This window comes from Arthrobacter sp. BG3, assembly GCF_056680185.1.
This window is the reverse complement of sequence record NZ_CM155270.1, coordinates 223925-248425: the sequence shown is the minus strand read 5'-3', so window position 1 is coordinate 248425 and position 24501 is coordinate 223925. Positions and strand designations below refer to the sequence as shown.

At 64.8% G+C, this 24501-nt stretch carries 18 protein-coding genes; 6 read left to right on the top strand and 12 right to left on the bottom strand.

Features of this window, described 5'->3' with window-relative positions:
- Positions 1 to 12 precede the first annotated feature (12 nt).
- The 5 genes from AC1MFL_RS01150 to AC1MFL_RS01130 are packed head-to-tail and all read right to left on the bottom strand — an operon-like array spanning position 13 to position 6841.
- Positions 13 to 825: an enoyl-CoA hydratase/isomerase family protein gene (locus AC1MFL_RS01150; RefSeq protein ID WP_479812784.1), complete on the bottom strand. Its 813-nt coding sequence runs from the start codon at positions 823 to 825 to the stop codon at positions 13 to 15.
- On the bottom strand, positions 822 to 3089 hold the full coding sequence (locus AC1MFL_RS01145; RefSeq protein WP_479812782.1) for a gluconate 2-dehydrogenase subunit 3 family protein: 2268 nt from the start codon (positions 3087 to 3089) through the stop codon (positions 822 to 824). The genes AC1MFL_RS01150 and AC1MFL_RS01145 overlap by 4 nt, the downstream gene beginning before the upstream one ends.
- Before the next feature lie 33 nt (positions 3090 to 3122).
- Positions 3123 to 4757 carry an acyl CoA:acetate/3-ketoacid CoA transferase gene (locus AC1MFL_RS01140; protein ID WP_479812780.1) on the bottom strand — a complete coding sequence of 545 codons (1635 nt, stop codon included), beginning with the start codon at positions 4755 to 4757 and terminating at the stop codon, positions 3123 to 3125.
- A gap of 17 nt (positions 4758 to 4774) precedes the next feature.
- On the bottom strand, positions 4775 to 5785 hold the full coding sequence (locus AC1MFL_RS01135; RefSeq protein ID WP_479812778.1) for a Gfo/Idh/MocA family protein: 1011 nt from the start codon (positions 5783 to 5785) through the stop codon (positions 4775 to 4777).
- A 9-nt stretch (positions 5786 to 5794) separates the two neighbouring features.
- Entirely contained in the window at positions 5795 to 6841 is a 1047-nt protein-coding gene (locus tag AC1MFL_RS01130) for a LacI family DNA-binding transcriptional regulator (RefSeq protein ID WP_479812776.1), read from the bottom strand.
- Between the two features lie 249 nt (positions 6842 to 7090).
- Between AC1MFL_RS01130 and AC1MFL_RS01125 the strand changes: the two genes are divergently transcribed.
- The 5 genes from AC1MFL_RS01125 (at position 7091) to AC1MFL_RS01105 (ending at position 12016) form a co-directional block, all read left to right on the top strand.
- Entirely contained in the window at positions 7091 to 8380 is a 1290-nt protein-coding gene (locus AC1MFL_RS01125; RefSeq protein WP_479812774.1) for an ABC transporter substrate-binding protein, read from the top strand.
- Between the two features lie 81 nt (positions 8381 to 8461).
- Entirely contained in the window at positions 8462 to 9466 is a 1005-nt protein-coding gene (locus tag AC1MFL_RS01120) for a carbohydrate ABC transporter permease (protein WP_479812772.1), read from the top strand.
- Positions 9467 to 9468: 2 nt separating this feature from the next.
- Entirely contained in the window at positions 9469 to 10377 is a 909-nt protein-coding gene (locus AC1MFL_RS01115) for a carbohydrate ABC transporter permease (protein WP_479812770.1), read from the top strand.
- Positions 10374 to 11333 (top strand): sugar kinase, encoded by a 960-nt coding sequence (locus AC1MFL_RS01110; RefSeq protein ID WP_479812768.1) that lies wholly within the window; start codon positions 10374 to 10376, stop codon positions 11331 to 11333. Before AC1MFL_RS01115 ends, AC1MFL_RS01110 begins: the two co-directional genes overlap by 4 nt.
- Before the next feature lie 44 nt (positions 11334 to 11377).
- Positions 11378 to 12016, top strand: a complete 639-nt coding sequence (locus AC1MFL_RS01105; protein WP_479812766.1) for a bifunctional 4-hydroxy-2-oxoglutarate aldolase/2-dehydro-3-deoxy-phosphogluconate aldolase — start codon at positions 11378 to 11380, stop codon at positions 12014 to 12016.
- 1863 nt (positions 12017 to 13879) lie between these two features.
- On the opposite strand, the gene AC1MFL_RS01100 is transcribed toward AC1MFL_RS01105, so the two are convergent.
- From AC1MFL_RS01100 to AC1MFL_RS01070, 7 genes are all read right to left on the bottom strand, one after another.
- Positions 13880 to 14632 carry a maleylpyruvate isomerase family mycothiol-dependent enzyme gene (locus tag AC1MFL_RS01100; RefSeq protein WP_479812765.1) on the bottom strand — a complete coding sequence of 251 codons (753 nt, stop codon included), beginning with the start codon at positions 14630 to 14632 and terminating at the stop codon, positions 13880 to 13882.
- Entirely contained in the window at positions 14632 to 15456 is an 825-nt protein-coding gene (locus AC1MFL_RS01095; RefSeq protein WP_479812763.1) for a fumarylacetoacetate hydrolase family protein, read from the bottom strand. The genes AC1MFL_RS01100 and AC1MFL_RS01095 overlap by 1 nt, the downstream gene beginning before the upstream one ends.
- Entirely contained in the window at positions 15453 to 16589 is a 1137-nt protein-coding gene (locus AC1MFL_RS01090) for a cupin domain-containing protein (RefSeq protein WP_479812761.1), read from the bottom strand. The genes AC1MFL_RS01095 and AC1MFL_RS01090 overlap by 4 nt, the downstream gene beginning before the upstream one ends.
- A 9-nt stretch (positions 16590 to 16598) precedes the next feature.
- On the bottom strand, positions 16599 to 18272 hold the full coding sequence (locus AC1MFL_RS01085) for a (2,3-dihydroxybenzoyl)adenylate synthase (protein ID WP_479812759.1): 1674 nt from the start codon (positions 18270 to 18272) through the stop codon (positions 16599 to 16601).
- Positions 18269 to 20305, bottom strand: a complete 2037-nt coding sequence (locus AC1MFL_RS01080) for an acetate--CoA ligase family protein (protein ID WP_479812757.1) — start codon at positions 20303 to 20305, stop codon at positions 18269 to 18271. Before AC1MFL_RS01080 ends, AC1MFL_RS01085 begins: the two co-directional genes overlap by 4 nt.
- Positions 20298 to 21872 carry an FAD-dependent monooxygenase gene (locus tag AC1MFL_RS01075; RefSeq protein WP_479812755.1) on the bottom strand — a complete coding sequence of 525 codons (1575 nt, stop codon included), beginning with the start codon at positions 21870 to 21872 and terminating at the stop codon, positions 20298 to 20300. The genes AC1MFL_RS01080 and AC1MFL_RS01075 overlap by 8 nt, the downstream gene beginning before the upstream one ends.
- A 173-nt stretch (positions 21873 to 22045) precedes the next feature.
- Positions 22046 to 22879, bottom strand: coding sequence for a PaaX family transcriptional regulator (locus AC1MFL_RS01070; protein ID WP_479812753.1), 834 nt, complete (start codon positions 22877 to 22879; stop codon positions 22046 to 22048).
- Between the two features lie 172 nt (positions 22880 to 23051).
- Here AC1MFL_RS01070 and AC1MFL_RS01065 point away from each other — a divergent pair, with 172 nt between their 5' ends.
- Positions 23052 to 24410 (top strand): MFS transporter, encoded by a 1359-nt coding sequence (locus AC1MFL_RS01065; RefSeq protein ID WP_479812751.1) that lies wholly within the window; start codon positions 23052 to 23054, stop codon positions 24408 to 24410.
- Positions 24411 to 24501 lie beyond the last annotated feature (91 nt).

The following is a 24501-nucleotide window of genomic DNA, read 5'->3' as shown; positions in this document are numbered from 1 at the left end:
TGGCGGGTCGGACTAGTTGTCCGTGAAGTGCGGGGTGCGCTTTTCCCGGAAGGCGGCGATGCCCTCGGCGAGGTCATCGGTGGCGGCGGCCAGGCCGCCGGCGAGGGCTTCGAGCACGCGGGACGGTGCGCCGTCGGCCGCGGCGTCGATCAGCTGCTTTCCCAGCTGCACGGCCAGCGGCGCGCCCGCGAGCAGGTCGGCGCTGAGCTTGGCCACGGCCTCCTCCAGTGCGGCTTTGGGTGAGACCGCAGTGGCCAAACCCCAGGCGAGGGCTTCCTCGCCTGAGAGCTGGCGGCGGGTCAGAACCAGTTCCTTGGCTCTGGCCCGGCCGGCCAGTTCGGTGGCGCGTTCGGTGCCGCCCCAGCCGGGGACGGTCCCGAGGCCGGTCTCGGGCAGGGCAACGCGTGCTTCGGCGGCGATGACGCGGAAATCGCAGGCCAGGGCGAGTTCCAGTCCGCCGCCGAATGCGAGGCCGTCAATGACGGCGATACTGGGCTGGCGCAGCCCAGCGAGGGCAGCGAAGGCACGGTGGCCGGTGGCGATCCAGTCCCGCCACATCCCTGCCGCGGACAGGTCCGCGAAGTGGTTGATGTCGGCTCCGACACAGAAGACTTTGTCACCGGCGGTACGGACGATGACCAGCCGCGCGGACGACGCGGCCACTTCGCGCGCTGCTGAGGCGAGGTCCTCGAGGAGTCCCAGGGTCAGGGCGTTGAGCTTTGCAGACCTGTCCATCAGGATGGTGGCGGTGTGGCTGTCCGCTGAGTATTCGACGGTGACCTGTCCGGTGGCTTCTTTGGTGACCGCGGGGGTCGGGGTGCTCATGGCTGGTCCTTTCGCTGGCCGCCGAGCTCGCCGGCGAGGTGTTCGGCTGCGCGCATGACGATGGCCCATATGGTGAGGGTGGGGTTGATGCCGGGGCAGCTGGGGAAGGCGGCGCCGGAGTACATGTAGAGGTTGCGGGTGTCATGGACGGCGAGGTTCTCGTCCAGGACAGTGGCGGCGGGGTCGTAGCCGAACCGGGCGCCCCCGAGGTCGTGGCTGGAGCCGACGCCGGTGAAATACGGGCCCTGCCAGGTTTTGGTGGCCCCCATGTCCTGGAGCAGGCCTGTTGCCTTGTCCGCCATCCAGGAGGCCAGGCGGCGTTCATTTTCGCGCAGTCGGTAGGTCACCCGGACCAGCGGCATGCCCAGGCCTGAGGAGTCGCGGTGCCGGGGGTCTATTTCCAGCCGGTGCGAGGCGTAGGGCAGAGCGTCGGGCTGGATCCGGATGACCCCCTGCTGGGACCACAGTTTCAGGTGGTCGCGGTAGCCGGCGCCCCAGCGGCGGACGTCCTCAGGCAGGGTTTCGCGGGCGATCTGCAGCGGCAGGGCCTGCTGCTCGGCGCCGAGGGTGGCGCCTCCGATGAAGCCGTGGTCCAGGGAACGGAACTCGGGGGAGAGGAAATCGTCCAGGACCACGCCCTGCGCGGCCGGGCCGGTGTGCCGGTTGAATTCGGTGCCGGGGAATAGTGCATCGACGTGGCCGAACATTTTCGTCATGTAGTGCAGGCCCAGCTGGCCGGTGTTGTTGCCGAGTCCGTTTTCGTGGCGGGAATCGGCTGAGAGGTACATCAGTCGCAGGTTCTCGTAGGTGTAGGCCGAGAGGATCACGGCGCGGGCGTACTGGCGCCGGACCCGACCGAGAGGATCGACCCATTCGACGCCGCGGGCGGCACCGGATTCGTCCATGATGATCCGAGTGACGCGGGCGTGGGTGCGCAGTTCGAAGTTGCCGGTGGCGATGGCCGCGGGCACGGGGCCCAGGCCGGGGTGCCAGCGGTCCCCGCGGAAGGAGCCCAGGCCGTTGTTCCAGGCGCTGTAGCCGGTGGCGGGGCGTCCGCCGTAGGACTCGGTCGTGAATCCGACAGGGACCGGGTGCGGGTGCAGTCCGGCGGCGCGGGTGGTCTCGGTGAACCTGTTGCCCAGAATGAACGGGCGGGTGGGCGGCAGCGGTAACGGCTTGCTGCGCTTGATGAACGGGTTGGACTCATCCCCGGCAATGCCGATCAGGTGCTCGAGCTTGGTGTAGTAGGGTTCGAGCTGCTCGTACGTGACCGGCCAGTCGGCCAGCGTGCAGTCCTCCGGCAAGGCGCTGGCCCCGTAGAGGCCGTCGTAGTGGCTCTTGGGGGCGAACTGCCAGGGGTGGAAGCGGCGCAGCCAGGATCCGTAGTGACCCGCCGACCCGCCGACGCCGTTAACCATACGGCCCAGGGAGAAGGTCGCTTCGCGGCTGTCCTCCTCATCAGTGGATTCGCGCCACCTGGGCGTTTCCTGCTGGAATTTCGGGCCCAGCCCGCCTCGGGTGTAGTAGGCGTGTTCGAGCTCGTCGGGGAGAAATTCGTCCAGCGGCCGGAACGGGCCGGCTTCCAGGCCGACCACGCTGAGGCCGGATTCGGCGAAGACCTGGGCGCTGAGTCCGCCCATGGCGCCGACGCCGACGAGAAGGACGTCCACTTCGTCGGTCATCTGCGGGTTCACGGCGTTCTCATAGCCGAGCTGCTTGAGCTTGTGGCCTTCAGTATCGCGCGGGATTTCCTGCATCGCGTCGGCGAGGGTCTTGATGACCCCGTCCTTCGTCGCGTGTTCGGCGCTGAGGTTTTCTTCGGCGGAATTTTCCAGCCATACCCCGGGGTGCTTGAGGAATTTCCAGCCGACGGCGTTCTTGTTTCCGCCGTGGGCCGGGTCGGCGAACAGGCCTTCCTGCATGTGGGCCACGACGAGTCCGAAGAGATCGCGCTGGTCCTTGACCGGCAGCTGGTCGCTCAGTTCGCCCTGTTCGAGGAGGAGCAGCACGTCGGTGCGTTCGTCCAGGGTCAGCGCAGCGAAGTTCCGTCCGTGCTTGTTCTCGGCGTAGCGGTCCAGGGCGCCGAAGAGCCACTGGTACCTGGGCAGGTCCTTGCGGCCGTAGCCTTCGAGCGTCAGGTCGAGGTATTCGGTGACCCCGGCGTCACGGATGTCGGGGCTGTCTCCGTCGGAGGGGAACATGGCCTCGAACAGTGCGTCGGCGAGTTCGGTTTCGTAGGGGGTCAGGATGCGGAAGCTGCTCATCGATGGGGTCCTTTCAGGCGTTTCGGCCGGGCGTCAGTGCACGGCCAGGGAGGGGGAGCGCTGTTCGATCCGCTCGTGCAGCGGCAGCGGGGGAAGGTGGAGGCCGACCGGTGCTTCGGCAAAGAGGGCGAGATCCATCGTGCGCAGTTTCTCTGAGACGATCAGTGGGAATTCGCTGCGGTCCAGGACGTCTTTTTGCAAGTCGATGCCGGGGGCGATTTCGGTCACGACCAGCCCGTCGGGGGTCAGTTCCAGTACGGCGCGTTCCGTGATGTATTTGACCTTTTGGCCGCGGGCGAGGGCCCTCGGCCCGGAGAAGGTGACGGCGGAGACGTCGTTGACGAGCTTGGTGAAGGGCCCGTCGGAACGGATGTCCAGGCCGGTCTCGCCCGCGCCGATGTCACGGCGCCCTGCGGTGAAGGCTCCCATGAAGATGATTTCCGGGGCGGAGGAGGTGATGTCGGCGAAGCCGCCAACTCCTGCGGTGACGTGGCGTTTCTGGGGCAGGTGGTGGACGTTGACGTTGCCGTGGCGGTCGATCTCCAGGAAGGAGAGCAGGGAACGGTGGAAGCCGCCGCCCTGCAGAAGGGTGAACTGGTCGATGCTGGGCATAATCGCGTCGGGGTTCTGGGCGCAGCCGAAGGCGAAGTCCAGCAGCGGGATGCCGCCGACGGCGCCTTGTTCGATGACCCAGCTGACTTCCCGGCCCTGGTTTTCTTCGACCAGGATGTGCGGCACGAGTGCCGAGACGCCGAAGCCGAGGTTGACGATTTCACCGGCCTTGAGCTCCTGGGCGGCGCGGCGTGCGGTGATTTTCTCGATGGAGAAGCCGACGTGGGGGAGGGAGCTCAGGGGCCGGCGCAGCTGCCCGGAGATGGCCGGGTCGTTGGGGGTCAGAGTGGTCTGCAGCTGGTCCTCGGCGATCACGACGGCGTCCACGAGGATGCCGGGGACCTTAACGTGCTGGGGGTGCAGGCTCCCGGCTTCAGCCACGCGCTTGACCTGGGCTACGACTACGCCTCCGTTGTTGTGCGCCGCGTAGGCCAGGTCCAGGGCGCCCAGAGGGGAGCCTTCGTCCTCGAAGGTCAGGTTGCCGTATTCATCGGCGGTGGTCGCGCGGATGATGGCCACGTTGGGGATGACCGAGGGGAAGAACAGCCATTCCTGTCCGGCCACTGTGGCGGTTTCGACATGGGCGGCCGGGGTGGTGCCGTTCATGCGGCCGCCCTGCAGGCGCGGGTCGATGAAGGTGTCGAGTCCGACCTGGGTGAAGACGCCGGGCTGTTTCGCGGCGGCGGTGCGGTGCATCTGGTAGATCACGCCGGAGGGGAAGTTGTAGGCCTCCACCTCCTCGCGTTCGATCATCTGCCAGATCCTGGGTGGTTCGGCGCTGGACGGGCCGGAGGGATAGGAACCGGCGATGACCTTGCGCAGGAGGCCCGGGCGGGCGATGTGGTCGATGCCCTTGACTCCGTACATGTCGCCGGCGGCGATCGGGTGCACAGACGTCAGGTTTACCGGGTGTGATGTTTCCTCGAACCGCTGGCCGATTCCGGCCAGAACACTGTCCGGGCAGCCCAGGGCGCTGGAGGAGCTGACGGTGATGACGTCGTCGTCGTTGATGAGGTCCGCGGCCGCACGGGCTGAGAGGATTTGTACTTTCTGCATGATGTTCTTCCTGGCTGTTAGTTGATGCGGACGGTGCGTCCGGAGGCTGCGGATTCCTGGGCTGCGAGGGCGACCTTGAGGGCCATCAAGCCGTCCCGGCCGGTGGCGGTGGGGGTACCCGTGCCGGCAACGGCCTCCGTGAAGGCGCGCATGCCGATGACGTAGAGATCCTCGGAGCAATCGACGTCGACCGTATTGGTGCCATCCTCCGTGGTCAGGAGAATCTCGCCCTTGGTGTCCTGGGTCATGGCGTCAAAGACCCGGATGGTGCCACTTGTGCCGTGGACCTCCAGTGACGTCATCGCGTATCCGACGGTGAAGGAGTCATGGGTTTGGGCCAAGACAGGGGGTAATCCGTCGCGCTCATATCGGATGATGGTCATGGCGGCGTCTTCCTGGCCGCCGGTGTTCCATCCGGCTTGCCGGACCGCGAATGCGGTGACGGCAACCGGTGTGCCCAGCAGAGGGTTCAGGACCGAAGCGTCGTGGCAGGTGATGTCCAGGATGACGCCGCTGCCGGGGGTCCCTTGGCCCAGCCGCCAGCCGCGTAGCCGTTCGGGCAGGAGGACGGCGTGCGCAACTTTGGCCGAGAGGACGGTGCCAATGGCTCCGGCGGTGACGAGTTCACGTGCTTTGGCGTGCAGGGGACTGCCGGGCAGGTGGTGGTTGGCGGCGAGAATGAGTCCGGTTTCCTCTGCGAGTTTGACCATTGCCTCGGCCTGGGCGGCCTCAAGAGCGAGGGGTTTCTCGCACAGGACGTGCTTTCCGGCCCTCAGGGACCTGACTGCCTGCTCGTAGTGCAAGGCGTTGGCCGAGGAGATGTAGACGGCATCGATGTCCCAGCCCAGCAGCTCGTCCAGGTCGGTGGTGAAGCGGGCCAGTTCGTGGCTCGCAGCGAAGTCGCTGGCCCGTTCGCCAGATCCGCTGACGACGCCGACAGTGTCGCCGCCGCTGGCATGGATCGCGGCGATGACCCGGGTGGCAGCGATATCACTGGCGCCGATGAGGCCCCATTTCAGTGCTGGCATGGTGTTCTCCTAGGTTCGTGGTCGCCATTGGGCGGTGGAGGCCCTGATTTTCAGGGCCGGTTCGATGAGCGAGCGCTGTGGTTGCAGTGAGGGGTCGCGGATACGCTTCAGCAGCAGCTCTGCTGCCTTGTGTCCGATCAGTTCCGGGTAAGTGGACACCGAAGTCAGTGGCGGCAGCAGCAACTCGGCCATGGCGATGTCGTCAAAGCTGGCCACGGAGATGTCCCGGCCCGGTTCAAGGTTCCGCCGGCGCAGTTCGGCGTAGATACCGAGCGCGACGGCGTCGCTGTAGGCGATGATGCAGTCCGGCCAGATGCCCTGGTCCAGCACGCGAGCTACGCCCTCGGAGCCGCCGGCGGCATTGTTCGTGGTCGTGGCAGCCGAAAGCGAGGCATCGAAGACAACACTGCTTCCGGTGAACCCGGTCTCCAGGCCCTTAATGCGTTCCGTGCGGGCCGAAGAGCGGTCGGGGCCGCCAATCAGAACGGCCGACGCTGCACCCAGGGAGGACACGTGCCGGGCCAGTTGATGGCCCGCGCAAACGTTGTCGGGGCCGACGTAGTCCAGTTCTTCGGAGAAGTAGCGGGCAAGCTGCAGCACCGGGACGGAGGAGCGGTCAATGATGCCGCAGACGGGGGGCAGCTCCGATCCTGTGGCCGGCAGTAACAAAATCCCGTCGACCTGCTGCTGCACCATAGTCTCAAGCTGCAGCGATTGGCGATCCACGTCATCGCGGCTGTAGCCGATAAGCAGCGTGTATCCTCCTGCGTGTGCGGCCTCTTCAATGGCCATCGTCAGCCCGGCAAAGTAGGGGTTGCGGATGTCAGTAACGATCAGCCCGAGAGTCATGGAGTCGCTGCGCCGCATGTTTGCCGCGTGCCGGTTGTAGACGTAGCCCAATTCCGACATTGCCAGCCGGACCCGCTCCGATGTCGCCTCGGGAATTCGCGAGCTCCCCCGCAGCACCAAGGATGCGGTGGATCGAGATACCCCCGCGGCCCTGCTGACGTCGTTCAGCGTCACGTTTTTCACTGTTGTTGCACCTTCCTCCACCATCGGTTCAATATTTCTATCATGATTCGATGGACTTTGGTAGACCGATCTAACAAAGATCCGTGAGCCGGAAAAGCCTAGATATAAGGGATCTTGGGGCCAATGGTCTGTATTTGCCGCGACCGGCACACCCTAATGAGATGACAAGTATGAGATCTATTGCATCGATCTACCATCCTATGTAATCTGGACCACAACGCAGGCTCTAGCCGGCCCTTATCCGGCGTCTGACAACCCAAAGGAGAGTAGTCAATGCGTGCACCAAACAAGCTCAAGACCTCGCTGGCCGTAACGGTGGCGGCAAGCCTCATCGCAGTAACCGGATGTTCCGCCAATCAGCCCGCCGGTAGTTCCGCCGGGGCCTCGGACAAGCTGGAAATTACCTCGTGGTGGACCTCCGGATCGGAGGCCGACGCCCTGAACGTTCTGATTGATGGTGTGAAAGCGGCCAAGCCGGGCCTGTCCGTGGATAACGCCGCGGTCTCCGGCGGCGGTGGCGCCAACGCAAGGCAGGCACTGGCCGCGCGCCTTCAGGCCGGCAGCCCGCCGGATTCCTGGCAGGTGCATCCGGCCGGACAGCTCAAGAGCTACGTGGACGGTGGCCAGGTCGCGGATCTGACTGAGCTGTGGAAGCAGAACGATTGGGCATCACAAATGCCCAAAGACGTGGCCGAAGCCCAGCAGGTCGGCGGCAGGTACTACACGGTCCCGATCGGCGTGCATCGCGGCAATGTGCTGTGGACCAACCCCGCAGTGCTCTCCAAGGCCAACGTCAAGATCGACCCCGCTGCCGGCGTCGACGGGCTGATCGCCGGCCTGAAGAAGGTCCAGGCGTCCGGGGCCACACCATTATGCCTGGGGGACAAGGACATCTTCGCGTCTGCCGAGCTGCTTGAGTCCATCATCATGTCGCGGACAGGCGCCGATAACTGGAAGAAGCTCTTCACCAACGAGTACTCCTTCGACGCACCCGAGGTGAAGCAGGCCCTGGAGGACTACAAGGCCATCCTGTCGCTCGCCAACAAAGACCATTCCGCCATCACATGGGATGAAGCGGCTAAGAAGATGGCCGACGGCGTCTGCGCCGTCAACCTGATGGGGGACTGGGCCTACGGCGAACTGGTCAACGCCGGGAAGAAGCCCGGCACCGACTTCACCTGGGTGGCCTTCCCAGGCAAGGAAGACATCTTCAGCTACGTCGGTGACGGCTTCTCCATTCCCGCGAACAACATCCCGCACGCGGACGCGGCGAACGCCTGGCTGAAGACGCTGATGGATCCCAAGGTCCAGACTGACTTCGCGGCGAAGAAGGGCTCCATCCCCGCGGTGAAGTCCGCCGACATCTCCGGCCTCTCCGAATACCAGCAGGAGGCCGCCAAGAGCTTCGCTTCAGCCAAAGTTGTATCATCCCTGGCCCATGCCCAGGCCGCCGGGGCGGAGTTCGCCCAGACCTTCGCCGACGCTGTTTCCACCTTCAACGGCAGTGGAAACATCGATGCCTTCACCGCCAGCATGACGCAGGCGCAGAAGTCCCAGCTGTAAATAGCCGGCCAGCCAACCAAGTCGCAAAGGGTGTGGCTGCAGGGCTCTGCAGCCACACCCCCGGACAGGATCAGTACTCACATGACAACAGCAACAGCACAGCCAACGCCGGTGGACCCCGACCCCCGGTCCAGGAAACAGGTACCCCACAACGTCAAGACAGCCCGCCGGGCGGCGTGGATTTTCGCCCCCAGCCTGCTGGTCAGCTTCCTCTTCGTCTACGTCTTTATCGGCATCACCGCCTATATCTCCCTCTCCAACTGGAAGATCGGCACGAGCCCGAATCTGAGCCTCCGAGAGCCTCTGGGGGCCACGTACGGCGAGCTGGTCCAGGAACAGCGCTTCCAGGCCGACATCCGCAACGTGGTGATCTTCACCGTGATCTTCTTGGTCCTGGCCATCCTTGGCGGACTCGTCGCAGCCCTCTTCATCCACCACGTCACCGTCGGCAAGGGCCTGTTCCGCACGGTCTTCCTCCTGCCGTACGCCCTGTCCTTCATCGTCACCGGTGTTGCCTGGCGCTGGATTTTCGCGCCCTCCACGGGTGTCAACGAAATCCTGAGGAACTTTGGGATCGAGAACCCTCCCGGCTGGACCACGGACCCCACCGTCCTCGGAGCATTGAACGATCCCTCCGGCACGGACTTCTTAAAAGTCCAGCTCGGCATCCCGGTGGCACTGCTGCCCATCATCTTCGCCGCCGCCTGGCAGCTGGTCGGGTTCGCCATGGCCATGTACCTCGCCGGGCTTGCCTCCATCCCCGAAGAACACCTCGAAGCCGCCAACGTTGACGGCGCCAACCTCTGGCAGCGCCTGCGCTACATCATGCTTCCGCAGCTGTGGCCCTCGACCATCACCTGCTTCGTGCTCCTGCTTCACGTGGCCCTGAAGATCTTCGACCTCGTCGTCGCAATGTCAGGCTCCGGCCCCGGTTTCGTTACCGACGTCCCCGGCATCTACATCTACAACTACCTCACCAGCCGTTACGACAAAGCCTCCGCAATGGCGATCATCCTGCTCCTGTTGACCCTCGTGGTGATCGTCCCCTACCTCGTACGCGGATACCGGAAAGAGCGAAAGGCATAGAAATGGCCGTCGACACCCTCGAAACGACTACGTCCCAGCCCGCCCACGCGACGCCCCGACGCCCCGGAAAGCTGGCCCGAAAGCCCCGGTCCTGGAGCATGCCCAAGACTCCAGGCGGATGGATTATCCTGGCGGTCTGCTCAATTGCCACCATGGGTATGCTGGTACCCGTTTACGTCATCATTGCTACGGCACTGTCCGGAAGCACCGGTGCACCCAGCTTCTTCCTCGCCTTCCCCGATGCACCCAGCCTGGAGGCTTTCAAAGGGGCCTGGACGAAACTCCACGGCTCGCTTGCCAACTCCCTGCAGATCACGATCCCGGCCGCACTGATCTCCTGCCTCCTTGGCTCGATCAACGGCTACATCCTCGCCAAGTTCCCGTTCCGAGGTTCCAACGCTCTCTTCACGGTGCTGCTGGTCGGCATGTTCATTCCCTTCCAGGCCGTCATCATCCCGGTCTTCCAGTTCCTGAACATACTGCACCTGCAGGGAAGCATCTTTGGCCTGATCCTGGTCCACATTATCTACGGCATCCCAATCACCACCCTGATCTTCCGCAACTACTACGAGGGCATCCCCAGCGCAATCGTCGAAGCTGCATCCATCGACGGTGCAGGGATCTGGGCAACATACTTCCGCGTGATGCTCCCGCTCTCCGTGCCCGGGTTCGTTGTCGCCGGGATCTTCCAGTGCACGAACATCTGGAATGATTTTCTCTTCGGGTTCATCTTGGCCTCCCCGGCCGCGTGGCCTGCCACAGTGACCCTGAACAATCTCATCGGAACCACCACCGTGGACTACTCCGAACTGATGGCAGGCGCAGTCCTGGTCGCCGCGCCCACTGTCCTGCTCTACCTCGTCCTGGGCCGGTTCTTCGTCAGCGGCCTCACCGCAGGGGCCGTCAAATGACCCTGGACGTGCTTTGCGTTGGCGAAACCATGGCCGTGGTCACCCCGGCCAAGGCCCAGCCGCTGAGGGAGGCCGACGAATGCCTGCTCGGATACGGCGGAGCGGAGTCCAATGTCGCGGCACATCTGGCCGAATTCGGATATCGCACCGGATGGGCCAGCCGCCTCGGCGAGGACCCGTTCGGTGACCGGATCCTCGCTGGCCTCGCCGCCCGGGGCGTGGACGTCAGCCTGGTCACGCGCGACAACACCGCCCCAACGGGCGTGTACTTCAAGGACCCTGACCTGGGCGGCGGTGCCAGGACTCTCTACTACCGGGCCGGATCAGCGGCCTCCGCCATGACGCCGGAGGATTCCGGGGCATGGCCGCTGGAGCAGACCGGCTGGATCCACACCAGCGGCATCAATGCCGCCCTGTCGGAGCGCTGCTCGGCGCTGACGGAGCACCTCCTGGACCAGGCCAGCGCCAAAGGCTACAGGGTCTCCTTCGACGTCAACTACCGCCCCGCCCTCTGGGGCATCGACGACGCCGGACCGCGCCTGCTGGAATTGGCGGCCACGGCAACGGTCGTCCTCGTCGGCCTCGATGAAGCAGAAACCCTGTGGGGGTGTACCACGGCAGAACAAGTGTCGGCTCTCCTGCCTCATCCCCGCCACTTGGTCATCAAGGACTCGGCAACCGAAGCCGTCGAATTCGTCCGGGATCACAACCGGCCTGAACGCATCCATCGGATGCCGGCACACCGGGTCCAGGTGGTCGAACCCGTAGGCGCGGGCGACGCGTTCGCAGCCGGCTTTCTGGCCGGCCTCCTCCGCGGGGACAAACCCGAAGACAGGCTCGCCCTCGGACATTCCTTTGCCGCATGGACTCTGGGTACGCGCGCCGATTACCGCCTTGGCCACGGGACCAGAGCCCGCAGCTACGAAGCCGGAGAACATCAGGCAGGCGTGAGCTGACCACACCGGCAACCCTCTGACAACCCCATATGAAAGAGAACACCTTGGCACACACGCTGCTCAACGACTGGTTCGAGGACGACTTCTTCCAGGTCCCGGTCATCGCCGTCCTCCGCGGCCTCACACCCGGCGAAGCCGTGCGCTCCGCCATCCGGGCATGGGACGCCGGCGTCCAACACGTCGAAGTCACCATCGAAACACCCGAAGCCGTCCCCACCCTCGCAGCAGTGGCCCGCACGGCCGCCGAGCGCGGCGTGGCCGTGGGCGCCGGCACCATCATCAGAATCGAGCAACTGGACGCCGCGGCATCCGCCAACGCCTCCTTCACCGTCTCCCCGGGACTTGATGAAGGAATCATCCAGGAGAGCATCCGCCGCGGCATCCCGCACCTGCCGGGGGTGGCCACCGCGAGCGAAATCCTCCGCGCCCAGGCGTTCGGCCTAACCTGGCTCAAGGCATTCCCCGCCTCGTTTCTCGGCCCGGAGTGGGTCAAGGCCCTGAAAGGACCCTTCCCGAATGTGCAGTTCGTCGCCACGGGTGGGATGAAAGCATCAACTGCCCTCACCTACCTTTCTGCCGGGGTCAGCGTTGTGGGCCTGAGCTCAGACTTCTCCTCCGAGGAAGGGGCCGCTGCTGTCCGCGAACTCCTGGCATCCATCCAAGCGACCAGCACAGCGCGTTAGCCCGGTCCGTATGAATTAACGCTGAGCGGCACTTCACCTGGACCGACCCGGCCAGAACACGTCGTACCCGAGACGTGCCATTTCACGGCAAAATCATCAGCCTCACCAGGACGGAGTCTTACCAAATGACAGCATTCCAACCTCTTCAAGACGAATTCACCAGTGCGGCTACAGCGCATCTTGGACTAGCCCGCAGGACAGGACCGGGGGAATGGGTAGCCCTGGACAACTACGGCCAACCGGTGGCGACGATATGGGCGCCATACCTGGGCCGACCGCTCACCTTCAGGTGCGACCCCCTGCCTAATGCCCGCTACGTGGATGCCGTGGAAGCAGACGACTTCTCAATCGTCCTCGACTACGCACTCAATAACTTCAACCGAGCGGACTGACCGCTGGAGGTGTTGCCCCTGGTAGTCGTCTGAGCCACAGGCCGCCGCCGCGAAGGCAGAGGCAGGGGGAGTGTCTGAATAACGGTGGATCCGGGGTTGGACTGACACGCCGGGCGGTGCCTGGTCGTAAACTGCCGGCCGTTCGCGGTCATTGGATTGGGCGGTTAAGCAGTGAAAGACCCAGATGGGAACCCACCAGGCGTCGGCCGTTTGGATGTGGTCGTGGATCCTGTACCGACCGACTACCGTCTCTTTACTCACGGGCTCACGGAGGGTGGACGAACGAGGCAAGAATCCGGATTGGGCTGACGTAATGGCCACTATCAGTTGGCTGTCGCCAGCCAGTTGAGTACCTCTTGGACGGGGAAAAGGCGGACGTTGCGGTCGTCTCCGATGCGCCGTCGATGGTGCGTGCTCACCTTCTGGAGGGCCGGGCTGTCCGTTGGTCATGTAGTTTGCGGTTCGTTTCTCCATGAGATGTGCGGAAAGGAGGAACCGGCCGCCATGATGTTCGTCGATTTCCCGCATGAGGGCCGCCCCGTCGTGCGGTGCTTGTTCGGGGCCGGTCCGGTTCCGGAGGCCTTCTCTTCATATCGGAGCGAAATCGTGCCCAAGACACAACTCCCGAGCCAGGACAGCCGTTTAGGCAGCTTGGTTGGGGGCGCCGAAGTGGAAAGAAAAGAGGGTGTGCACAATGTGCACACCTTGGGCTTCGGATCGGGTCGTACGGGTGCCGGACTGGGCCGGATTGCAGAGGTTTTTGGGGGAGTGGCGGAAATTCAGGGGCTGGAACCCGGTTCGAGTCCCACCTCGGGCACAGTGTTTTCCCAGGTCAGGGGCCTTTTTGGCGTTTTTTCGTGTGGACAGTGTCCACACTCTCGCCTCTGATCTGATGTTCCGGGTGTGTGGGTCCCGAGCCGCCTATTCGGTTGTTAGGGGAGCGGCTGACTACGGCAGGCCGGGTACCGCCCTCCGGGGTGCGTTCTGGGTGTTCATCCTCGTTCGTCCTTCCGTCGGTTTCTGCGTTCACTAGTTCATGGTGGCTGCGGCGGTTTACGACATGATTTGCTGATTATTCTTTAGATCGACCCGGGGTTGCGGCTGGTCCAGAATTTCCGTTTTGATACCTGTTCATGCAGGAATGCGGTCGCAACGGCATGACATGGCAACCGATTCGGAGCAGGTCATGAGCTTGCTGAGCCTGGCCAGTCGGTTGGCGGGCCGGCGTAGAAGGCGATTTGCAGGAACTGATGGGCTTTGCTGCCATGGCCTTCCCACCAGTTAACCGGCCGCTGCGGCCATCATTTTCCCGTCATCGCCGCATCCGGATTATGGCTATCCAGCGTCGCTGTCCTCGCTGTTTCGACCAGTATCGACACCTGCAAACCATCCATTAGTGCCAATTTGATGTGAGGAAAGCCCCCTCGATTGAGGGGGCTTTCCTGGTCATGGTGGGGTCAGGCGCTGTGGCTCAGATCCACTTCGGGGCAGCCGCAACTGCCGCTGGCGAGGCCTCGGCGTCCACTGCTGTCACGCCGGCACTGCCGCGGCCGGAGGCCCATTCGACGACGGACGCGAGCGGTCCGGAGACCACGGCGGGGGATGCCGAGGTGGTGTCCCCGAAGGTGAGGTTCCGGTCCGTGACCTTGATGAGGAGGCTCTCATCGGTGCCGCGGGTGTGCCAGGCGCCGGTGATGTCCTTCAGGAGCCGTTCGAGCACGGGTTCCGGGATGTCGTGGAAGGCCGCGCCGTTGTCGAGGTCGACGGCGTGCATCCAGACTTCGCGGGTGCGCATCCAGACCGTTTCCGTGGCGGGGACTTCGCGGCCCTGGATGGTGCGGACTAAGTGGTGCCAGGCGTCCTCGGGCAGGTCCCGCCATTCGACGTTCAGGTGCACGGCGGAGTGGTCGAAGAGGTGCCGCAGCGCGATCGGGGACAGGGTTGCGCCGAAGTCGATCTCGTGGTCCCGGACCGCGGTGGAGGCGTACATCGGGGTTTCCACCCCGGTGGCCGCCCACTCGACGAGCCGGGCGATGGCCCGGGCGTTGTAGCCGATGTGCGCGGTGATGTGGCGGCGGGTCCAGCCCGGCAGCAGCGTGTCGCCGTCGAGCTCCGCGTCGGTGAGTTCGTTGAGCTTGCGGGCGAAGAACGCCGTGCCCCGGCGGGCCTGCAGCAGCGCCGCGAGCAGGTCCGGGTCGGTGGTCTGGTCGTGGCGGGCGACCATCAGGCTTCCTTGATGACGCGGTTCTTCAGTTCTCCGAGGCCCTCGATGGTGGTGACCAGGAGCTGGCCTTCCTGCAGGTAGCGCTTCGGGTCCTGGGCGTGGCCCACCCCTCCCGGGGTGCCGGTGGCGATCACATCTCCCGGGTTCAGGGTGATGATGGTGGAGATGTAGGAGACCAGGAACTCCGGGGTGAAGACGACGTCGTTGGTGGGGGTCTGCTGCTGGATCTCGCCGTCGACCGCGGTGGTCATCAGGCCGCCGCTGAACTCGTCTTTGGTGACCAGTGCGGGCCCGAACGGGGTGGATTTCTCCCAGGTCTTGCCCTGGAGCCACTGGATAGTGCGGAACTGGTAGTCGCGCATCGACACGTCGTTCAGGACCGCGTAGCCGGCGATGTGGTCCGCGGCGTCGGCCTCGGCGATCCGGCGGCCTTTTTTGCCGATGATGACGGCGAGTTCGGATTCCCAGTCGACGGTGGACGATTCCTGCGGCAGGGCCAGGTCATCGTTCGGGCCGATCAGGGATTCCTGGTACTTCGCGAACAGAGTCGGGAACTCGGGGACGTCCCGGCCCATTTCCTTGATGTGGTTGCGGTAGTTGTGGCCCACGCAGATGATCTTGCCCGGGAAGGGGACCACGGCGGCCAGGTCCGCGCCCGCCAGCGGGTGCGTGGCACCGGCGGCGGCCTTCGCGGTCCCTTCCCAGTTGCCGGAGCGCAGCAGCGCCCCGACGTCGGCGAAACCGTCGATCTCGGTCAGGGTGGTCCCGTCCTGGCGGACAGCCTTCGTCGTGCCGTTCCCGGTGCGGAGGGTGAGGAGTCTCATGCGTTCTTGCGTCCTTCGATGTAGGTGCGGTTGAAGTTCAGCCGTTCGAAAATGGGGGCGTCACTGAAGCGGAACAGATCAAACTCCGTTTGAGGGCCAGTGTCGGCCTGCAGGGACCACTGAGCCCAGGACGGGACGACGAACAGGTCGCCCTTTGCCAGGGTCCTGGTCTCGCCGTTCAGGACCACCGTGCCGGAGCCCTCGAAGACCTGCCAGACGCTGGAGCCGACCTCACGGACGGTTTCCGTGGTGGCGCCGGCGCGGAGCCGGTGGAATTCGGCCCGGATGGTCGGCATCACGTCCCCGCCGGTGGTGGGGTTGGTGTAGCGGACCGCGGCGTGGCCCTGGGACACGGTCGCCGGGTGGCCCTCGTCCTCGAGCAGGAGCTGCTCGGTCAGGGCCCGGTCCGTGTATTCCCAGCGGTAGGCCGCGATCGGGGAGCTCGTGGTGTCGTCCAAACCGGAAAGCGGGCGCAGGCCCGGGTGCGCCCAGAGACGTTCGGAGCGGGAGATGTCCGGGGTCGCCTCGTCGGTGACACGCTCGGTGCCGAACTCGAAGAAGCCGGCGTCGGCGTAGTGCACGAACGGGATGTCCAGGCCGTCGATCCAGGCCATCGGCTCATCGGTGTCGTTGTGGTGGCCGTGGAAGTTCCAGCCCGGGGTCAGCAGAAAATCCCCGCGCGACATCCGCACCGGATCCCCGTTCACCACCGTCCAGACGCCCTCGCCCTCGACGACGAAACGGAACGCGTTCTGGGAGTGGCGGTGCTCCGGGGCGGTCTCCCGGGCACCGAGGTACTGGATCGCCGCCCACAGCGTCGGGGTGGCATACGGCGTCCCGGCCAGGCCCGGGTTGGCCAGGGCAATCGCGCGGCGTTCCCCGCCGCGGCCCACCGGGACCAGGTCACCGGCGCGGGCCGCCAGCGGATACAGGTCGCTCCACCGCCACACATGGGGCACCGCCTTCGGGGACGGGACCATCGGCATCAGATCCGCGATCTCGGTCCAGAGCGGGATCAGGTTCTCCCGGTCAAAATCCCGGTACAGCTCTTTGAGCTGGGCCGCCTCTTCAGGCGTCGGCTCCGGGGCAGTGTGCCCCGCGGCAACTGACTCATGGGTGATGTTCTCAGACATGGCAATCCTCTACTTGGCGTGGGCGCCGGCGGCAGCCAGGCGTTCGGCGATGTCGGCGCGGAGGTCTTTTTTGTTGATCTTGCCGACTTTGGTGGTTGGCAGTTCGTCGACGACCACGAGATGCTCCGGGATTTTGAAGGCAGCAACACCGGTCCGGCGCAGGAGCTCCTGGATTTGTTCAAGCGTCACTTCGCGTCCGGGTTTGACCGTGATGTAAAGGCAGAGCCGTTCACCCAGCATCTGGTCCGGCATTGCGACCGCGGCTGCCATGGTCACGTCATCGATCCGGTAAACCAGGCTTTCGATTTCCTCGGCCGAGATTTTCTCTCCGCCGCGGTTGATCATGTCCTTATCGCGGCCCTGGACGATGAGGTTTCCGTCGGGACGCCGCTCGACAATGTCACCGCTGGCGTACCAGCCGTCGGCGGTGAAGGCCCGCGAGTTGGCCTCGGGGGCGCGGTAATAGCCCCTGGGTGTGTAGGGTCCGCGGGTCAGGATGGAGCCCGGGACGCCGTCCGGCAGGTCCTCGCCGGCCTCATCGACGATGCGGACCTCGTCGGCTTCGGACACGGGGCGGCCCTGCGTCGTGCAGATGACGTCTTTGGGATCATCCAGCCGGGTGGTGTTGATGAGCCCCTCGGCCATGCCAAAGACCTGCTGCAGGGTCGCGCCCAGGACTGGCTTCACTTTTCGGGCAATCTCGTCCGGAAGGCGCGAGCCGCCGACCTGAAGCACCTCGAGGCTGGCCAGCTGCTGGGTGCCTGCTTCCTGCATGTACTCGATCCATCGCTGGGCCACTGCGGGGACCGCGGTTGAAAGTGTCACGCCCTCACGTTCGATAGCGGCGAAGGCCTTCCGCGGTTCGGGGCTCGGCAGCATGACCACGCGGCCGCCGGCGAACAGGATTCCGAGGATGCCCGGGCAGGCCAGCGGGAAGTTGTGGCTGGCCGGAAGGGTGCCCAGATAGACAGTGTCCTCGGTGACTCCGGTGGGAACGGACGTGGCTTTGATGTTGTAGGCGTAGTCGTTGTGGGTCCTGGTAATCAGTTTGGGCAGCCCGGTGGTGCCCCCCGAGAGCAGAAACAGCGCTGGCGAGTCAGGCGACGGTGCACCGGCGTCCAGCCGTGCGCGGGTGCCCGAAACGTCCTTGCCGGGTGCCAGGATTTCCTCGAGACGTGCGTTTTGGGGGTGCGCTGCACCGGAAACGAGGATGATTTCCAGCGAAGGAATGCTTGACGCAAGTTCTTCGGCCATAGCCTGGTGATCAAAGTCCTTGATCACGTCCGGTACGGCGATGGCCCGTGATTCGGAGAGCTCTGAGAGGAACGAAAGCTCATATTGCCGGTGTGCCGGCAGAGCCATCACGGGGATGATGCCGGCCCGGAAACACGCCAGGGTCAGCACCGTGAACTGCCAGCCGTTGGGCAGCTGGACCATGATGCGGTCGTCCGGTTTTAGGCCCAACTGCAGGAGGCGTTCCGCGGCCGCATCCATTCTGTTGGCCACCTCGGCGTAGCTGAGCCGGACGTCACCGTCCACGATTGCGATTTTTTCCGGCAGCCGGTCGGCGGTTTCCAGGATGTAGGCTCCGAGCGGGCGGTCTTCCCAGTAGCCCTTGCTGCGGAATTCGGCCGCAAGGTCCGCCGGCCAGGGGATGGTGCCTTCACTGGTGTGGCTGGTCATTTCATGTCCTCCTCGACATTGATAACTACTGCGTCAAGGGCCACGAGCCCGTCATGGGTCAGGCGCAGGGGGTTGATTTCGATTTCTGCGATTGCGTCATTGGAAACAAGCGCGTCGCCGAGCCTGACCAGCAGGGCTGCCAACTCCTGCGTGTCCAGCATCGGGCCGGAACGGAAACCGTACAAGAGCTCGCGCGCCTGGAGGTCGCCGGGCATGCCCTCCGCCACACGGACGGAAAGGGGAGCGGAGCGGATGGAAATATCGGCGAAGACTTCCGCGGTGGTGCCACCCAGGCCCAGAACGGCGATCGGTCCGAAGACGGGATCACGGCGGACGCCGACCACGAGGTCGATGCCGGATGGCGCCATTGCTTCGACCAGGAATTCGCGGGCACCGGCGGCTTCAAGGCCGTCCAGCGCCCGGTCCATGGCCTCGGGGGAGTTCACCCCCAGGTGCACACCGCCGATCTCGGTTTTGTGCAGAACCGCGGCGTCGAGCAGCTTGACCGCAACCGGACCGCCCAGCTCGGAGAGAGCGTCATGAGCCGCGGCCCGGGTGCTGCAGCTTCGCCGGGCAGGGGTGGCGATGCCGAGTGCGCCGAGGAGTTCCTTGGCGCGGTTCTCGTCCCACGGCCCCTCCAGTGCCGGCCAGGTGAAGGCTCCAGCGGGTGCTTCGGCGCGCTGGAATTGCCCGCGGGCGTCGTTGACCAGCGCTGTAATGCCGTAGGCCAACGAGGTCGGCCCGCTGATCAGTGGCAGATTGTGCTGGTGGGCTGACTTCCGGGCACGTTCCAGGTCGCCGTCGGGTCCGTCGACGCCGATCAGGAACGGCATTGTGTCAGCTACACCGGAATTGGCGACGGCGAGAGGAAGGTCGGCGACGGGTTCGGTCAGCCCGTACACCGCGACGACATCGATGGCCGGGTCGGAGGCCACTGCGGCCACGACCTTTTCGTAGCCGGGACCGGGGCGGCCGGTGTCCACGGGGTTGGCCTGGAAGGTCAGCGGCGGCAGCAGAGATCCGATGGTGTCCTGGCTGGTCTGGGCCAGGCGCGGCAGCGTCACGCCGGCGCTGTGGAGGGCATCGGCGATCAACAGTCCGGGGCCCGCCTGCCCTGTGATGAGTCCGACTCCGGGGTTGGCCGCCGGGGCAAGCCGCCGCCCGGCCAAGGCGGTGACAGCGGCAACCAGCTGGTTCTCGTCGTCGACGATCACGGCACCGGCCTGTTTCAGGACCGCCCGTGTGGTGCGCCAGGATGTGGCCAGGGCGCCCGTGTGGGACTGGGCGAACTCGGAGACGTCATTTCGCCCGACGACCAAAGCCACGACCGGTTTGACCGCGCTGAGCCGTGAGACGGCGTCTATCAGGGCTGGTCCGTCGGCGACGGTTTCCAGGTGCAGGGCGACTGCCTTGGTGTGTTCGTCGGAGATCAGGAAGTCCAGGACGTCGGGTGCGCTGATGTCGGTGCCGGCACCGATGCCGACGGCGAGGCTGACGCCCGCTCCCGCGCGCTGCAAGTGGAAAGCAAGGACGTGGTTGACTCCGCCGCTGGCCGCCACGACGGCCACCGAACCTGGTTCCAGTTCAGCGACGCCGGGCACGAAGCTGGCGCGCAGGTTGCGGCGGGGGACGAAAAAGCCGGACGTGTTCGGGCCGAGCAGCCGAATGCCGGTGTCCCGGACAGCTGCCTCCACCTGGCGGGCGAATTCGATGCCGGGACCGCCGGCCTCGGCGAACCCCCCGGCGCAGACAAGGGCAGCCTTGGCGCCGTTTGCTGCACTGTCCCGCAGTGCCTGGGCGGTGGCTGCGGCGGGTACGCAGAGCACTGCCAGGTCGGGGCCTCCCGGAATTGCTGCTGCGGCGTCGGCGATGCTGGTGTGCATGCCGTTTTCGCCGCTCCTGTTGACGAGTTCAACAGGAGCCGGGTAGTTGGCCAGCGACTGTGCCATAACCGCGCCGAGCTTTTCCGGACTGGACGAGGCGCCCACGACGATGATGCCGCGGGGTGCGAATAGTGGAGTGAGGCTATGCATTGGTTGCCTCCGTGCCTTCCGTTGCAATGGCGTCTGCCCGGCCGGAGAGCACCAGGGTCAGAGCCGATACCGGGCCCCGGTCATCGACGATGACGCTGGTCAGGCCACGGCCCAGACGGGCTTCCTCTGAGAGGAGGATCCGCGTGAACGGATTGCCGCCCTGGATGACAATGGCAGCAGCCCGGGCAGGCAGGTGCTCGAAGGCGGCCGGCAGCCCCGCTTCGGTGTCAGGCGCGGTAAGCAGCAGTCCGGTGTTGGCGTCGGCGTCGGCGGGGTTGGTGCTCAGGGCAATGCTGCCGCCGGGGCCGGTCAAGGCCACCTGGCCATTGTGCTCTGCCACGGAGAGCTGGCGCCCCGCGAACTCGACGGAACCGGCGATCAGCGGCGTTTCCAGCGGGGAGTTGCCGTGTCTGGCCAGCCAGTCGTGTTCCGCAGACGCCACCAGCTCCGGGTCGCGCTGGCGGATCTTGTCGATGTCGATGCTGCGGGAGAAGAAATGGAAGGTGAACTGGGTCGGATCGAAGGAGTTGTAGTACCGGGCGAAGTGTTCCCACCAGCTCAGGCCGCCGCGGGCCTGGTTCTGGATCTTGGCAACCTGTGGCTGGCGTTCAGCTTCGTAATTTGTGAAGGCGAGTTCGAGGTCGTCCTGGTGTTCCGCGATTTCACGGACCAGACTGATGGCGTCTTCCATGGCCATCTTGGTGCCGGAACCGACGGAGAAGTGGGCGGTGTGTACAGCGTCGCCGAGCAGGACGACGTTGCCCTTGTGCCAGGAGCGGGTGCGGCGGGTGCGGAAATTCGCCCACCGGGAGTTGTTTGCCACCAGCGGTTCACCGGAGATGTCTTCGGCGAACAATTTCTCGAGGAAACGCTGGGTCTTGAGGTCGGAGGGTCCAGGGGGCTGGCTGGCATCAAATTCATCGAGGCCGGCCTTCCGCCAGGTGTCTTCGTCGGTTTCAACGATGAAGGTGCTGAGCTCATCGCTGATCGGGTAACCGTGGACCGCGAAGTTGCCGAATTCACTTTGCCGGTGAACAAAGGTGAGCCCATTGAACTTGTAGGTGGTGCCGAACCAGATGAACTTGGCAGTCGCGGTCTCGGCGGTGTGACCCAGGCTGTCGCCGAGCTGTTCGCGGGTGGATGAGTTGGCGCCGTCAGCGCCGACAATCACATCGAAGTCATCGAGCTGCGACAGGTCCGGGACGTACTGGCCAAAGCGCGTATCGACGCCGACTTCTGCCGCCCGGTCCTGCATGAGCTTCAGGAGGGTCTTGCGGTAAATGGCGGCCATGCCGTTGCCGGCGAAAGACTTCTGTTCACCTTTGAGCCAGACCTCGATGTCCTCCCAGTGGGTGCCGTAGTCCCGGAGGCCGTTGCGGACAACAGGATCGGCGTCGTTAATCCGGTTCAGCGTTGCGTCGGAGAAGACCACGCCGAAGCCGAAGGCGTCAGTTGCCTGGTTCCGCTCAAAGAGCACGACGTCGGCGTCGGGAACGGTCTGCTTGAACAGGGTTGAGAAAAACAGTCCGCCAGGACCGCCGCCAATGCAGGCTACGCGAAGTGCCATCGATGCCACCTTTTAGAGATTTGGGGGAGGACGTGTGCTACGTCTCCTCCTCATTATGTAACGCTTCCCCGCTGATCGTCAACTATTTGTTACATATCGTTCTCGGGAGCCACCGTGCGGACCTTGCCGTGACTTCCTCAGCGAACCACGAGCAGCTTCGCGCCTCGACCGGGTCACGCCACGATCTCCTGGCCCTCCCCGATGGGCTGACCAATAATGCCGGAGACGAATTCGTTGGCGGAAGGCCCGAGCTGGCGGTGTATTGCACCAAAAAGGCTGTACGCCTCACTGCTGGGCCAGCCCTTAGGCTGCAGCTCGAGGGGCAGGTGCGGGTCCCTGAAGGGGAAGCGGCGAAAATCACCGATAAGGCGCATCCGTTCGATGAGCGCCGTTCGCCCGTCCTTGGCGGCGTTGACTTTATCGTCATCGAGGGCGGCGTAGGTGCGGATGAATGCCTGATAGTCCGCGCCGAGCTGCTCCAGATCCCAGCATCGTGCGGCAAGGTCCCTGTCCTCCTCGAGGTCGCCGGTCCCGCACCAGAGTGCATCAACTTTGGCCTGCGGATAGTCGGCGGCAATTTCGCGGACCTCCGAGATGAGGTCATGCGGGCTCAGCCAGGTCGATGGTGACAGCTGGCCGAAACCATGCCATGCGAGCTGCTTGCGGAGTTGTTCACGGACGGCGCGTTCGGATTCCGGAACCTGGTAAATGGCCATGGTCCAGCGCCCCTCCCAGCTTTCGTCCCGCTGCCGGAAGATCCGTTCGCGCCCCTCGTTGAGGATCTCCAGCATGTGGGGCGTGAGTGCGTAGACCGTTTCCCGCCCGACGCGCCGGGTGGTGAACCAGCCCTCCTTGCGCAGGCGTGAGAGGTTGACCCGGACCGTGGCCGGCTCAATCTCAAAGACGGCGAGGAGTTCCGTGATATCAGCCAGCCTGACCTCGCTCCCGGCATACCGGAGGTAGTCCCCGAAAAGGTCCAGGATCAGGGCTCTGGGTTTCCACTGCATAAGGCTTCTCCAATACTTGCTTGCCCGGGGCAGGCGTCAATCAGGAAACATGCAACACGCCTGTTGACGCACAACACATTTATGTTACATTCAGTTGTGGGTCAGATCACAGCCGAACGGCCCCTCATCTCTGGCACAGCCACAACGTCGTGTATATCACCTGGAGTCCCCAATGGCTTTTCAATCGCCTGCCTCACCTCCGGTTCGCCCTCGCAAATCGGCAGCCGCTGTCATCTTCCTCTGCTTCCTCGCCATCGTCTTCGACGGATACGATCTGGTCGTCTACGGAGCAATCGTCCCCAAACTCCTGGCCTACGAACCCTGGGGCCTGACCCCGGTGCAGACCGGCGCCATCGGCAGCTATGCACTGGCCGGAATGTTTATCGGCGCCATCCTGATCGGATACCTCACTGACATCGTCGGGCGCCGGAAAGTCATGATGGTTTCCATCGCATCCTTCTCAGTGCTGATGCTGCTGACCGCCTGGGCGCCGACTCCCGAGCTCTTTGGTTTGTTCCGTTTTCTCGCCGGCCTCGGCCTGGGCGGTGTAATCCCGACGGCGATCGCCCTGACCGTGGAGTTCTCCAAGTCGAACCGCCGCAACTTCAATAACGCCCTGATGTTCTCCGGATACGCGGTCGGCGGGATCCTCGCCGCGCTTCTCGCCCTCGCCTTCCTGCCCGCGCTCGGGTTCCGCGGCATGCTGGCCCTCGGTGGCGTTCCACTCATCGCCGTTGTGCCTCTGCTGTTCAAGTTCCTTCCGGAATCCCCGGCATTCCTCGCTGCCAAGGGGGACCGGGTACAGGCGGAACGCATCATCTCCGAATACGGGCTGGAACCGCTGCCCGAAGCGCCGGCACAAGGGGACGCACCCGTACACGGCCGTTTCCGCACCCTGCTGACCGGGCGCCTGCTTACTGCAATGATCCTCTTCAGCCTGGCCGGCATCTGTGGCCAGACCCTCGTGTACGGGCTCAACACCTGGCTGCCGCAACTCATGGTCATCGCCAAATACTCGCTGGCCTCCTCCCTGACATTTCTCCTGACAGTCAACATCGGCGCAGTCGTCGGCGTGCTCGTTTCCTCCAGGCTCGCCGACCGCTTCGGGCCCCGGCCGGTGACCGCAACGGCTTTCGCGAGTTCTGGCCTGGCGCTGGTTCTCATGGGAACCGGGGTCATGCCCCTTCCGGTTATGTACCTGCTGGTCGCGGTGGTCGGTTTCGGGTCAGTGGGCGCCCAGATCCTGGTCAACGGATTTGTGGCAACCTACTTCTCCGGCGCAACCCGCGCTACCGCCCTGGGTATCACGCTCGGCGTCGGGCGGATCGGCGCTGTCCTGGCCATCTCGGGCGGCGGCGTGCTGGTGGCCGCCTCGCTGGGCAACTTCATCAACTTCTCCGTCTGGGCCATCGCAGCAGCAATCGGCGTAGTCGCCGTCCTGGCCGTGCCGCGTTTCCCCGCCAACGAATCGACGGGGGCAGCTTCGGCAACCTCTCAGCCTCACATTTCCGACAGCACCGTCAACCACTAACAACGGCACCGCCCGCTTAGTACCGCATGGCCGCCCGAGCACCGTCGTTCCCGGCAGCACCCTAATTGCAGCACCCCAACTAAGGAGTCCA

What these genes read in the sequence shown, in the direction of transcription:
- AC1MFL_RS01065 (WP_479812751.1), top strand. Translation starts at nt 23,052, where the DNA reads ATGGCTTTTCAATCGCCTGCCTCACCTCCGGTTCGCCCTCGCAAATCG.
- AC1MFL_RS01130 (WP_479812776.1), bottom strand. Translation starts at nt 6,841, where the DNA reads ATGGTGGAGGAAGGTGCAACAACAGTGAAAAACGTGACGCTGAACGAC.
- AC1MFL_RS01145 (WP_479812782.1), bottom strand. Translation starts at nt 3,089, where the DNA reads ATGAGCAGCTTCCGCATCCTGACCCCCTACGAAACCGAACTCGCCGAC.
- AC1MFL_RS01070 (WP_479812753.1), bottom strand. Translation starts at nt 22,879, where the DNA reads ATGCAGTGGAAACCCAGAGCCCTGATCCTGGACCTTTTCGGGGACTAC.
- AC1MFL_RS01120 (WP_479812772.1), top strand. Translation starts at nt 8,462, where the DNA reads ATGACAACAGCAACAGCACAGCCAACGCCGGTGGACCCCGACCCCCGG.
- AC1MFL_RS01125 (WP_479812774.1), top strand. Translation starts at nt 7,091, where the DNA reads ATGCGTGCACCAAACAAGCTCAAGACCTCGCTGGCCGTAACGGTGGCG.
- AC1MFL_RS01135 (WP_479812778.1), bottom strand. Translation starts at nt 5,785, where the DNA reads ATGCCAGCACTGAAATGGGGCCTCATCGGCGCCAGTGATATCGCTGCC.
- AC1MFL_RS01115 (WP_479812770.1), top strand. Translation starts at nt 9,469, where the DNA reads ATGGCCGTCGACACCCTCGAAACGACTACGTCCCAGCCCGCCCACGCG.
- AC1MFL_RS01150 (WP_479812784.1), bottom strand. Translation starts at nt 825, where the DNA reads ATGAGCACCCCGACCCCCGCGGTCACCAAAGAAGCCACCGGACAGGTC.
- AC1MFL_RS01100 (WP_479812765.1), bottom strand. Translation starts at nt 14,632, where the DNA reads ATGGTCGCCCGCCACGACCAGACCACCGACCCGGACCTGCTCGCGGCG.
- AC1MFL_RS01080 (WP_479812757.1), bottom strand. Translation starts at nt 20,305, where the DNA reads ATGCATAGCCTCACTCCACTATTCGCACCCCGCGGCATCATCGTCGTG.
- AC1MFL_RS01075 (WP_479812755.1), bottom strand. Translation starts at nt 21,872, where the DNA reads ATGGCACTTCGCGTAGCCTGCATTGGCGGCGGTCCTGGCGGACTGTTT.
- AC1MFL_RS01085 (WP_479812759.1), bottom strand. Translation starts at nt 18,272, where the DNA reads ATGACCAGCCACACCAGTGAAGGCACCATCCCCTGGCCGGCGGACCTT.
- AC1MFL_RS01140 (WP_479812780.1), bottom strand. Translation starts at nt 4,757, where the DNA reads ATGCAGAAAGTACAAATCCTCTCAGCCCGTGCGGCCGCGGACCTCATC.
- AC1MFL_RS01095 (WP_479812763.1), bottom strand. Translation starts at nt 15,456, where the DNA reads ATGAGACTCCTCACCCTCCGCACCGGGAACGGCACGACGAAGGCTGTC.
- AC1MFL_RS01110 (WP_479812768.1), top strand. Translation starts at nt 10,374, where the DNA reads ATGACCCTGGACGTGCTTTGCGTTGGCGAAACCATGGCCGTGGTCACC.
- AC1MFL_RS01090 (WP_479812761.1), bottom strand. Translation starts at nt 16,589, where the DNA reads ATGTCTGAGAACATCACCCATGAGTCAGTTGCCGCGGGGCACACTGCC.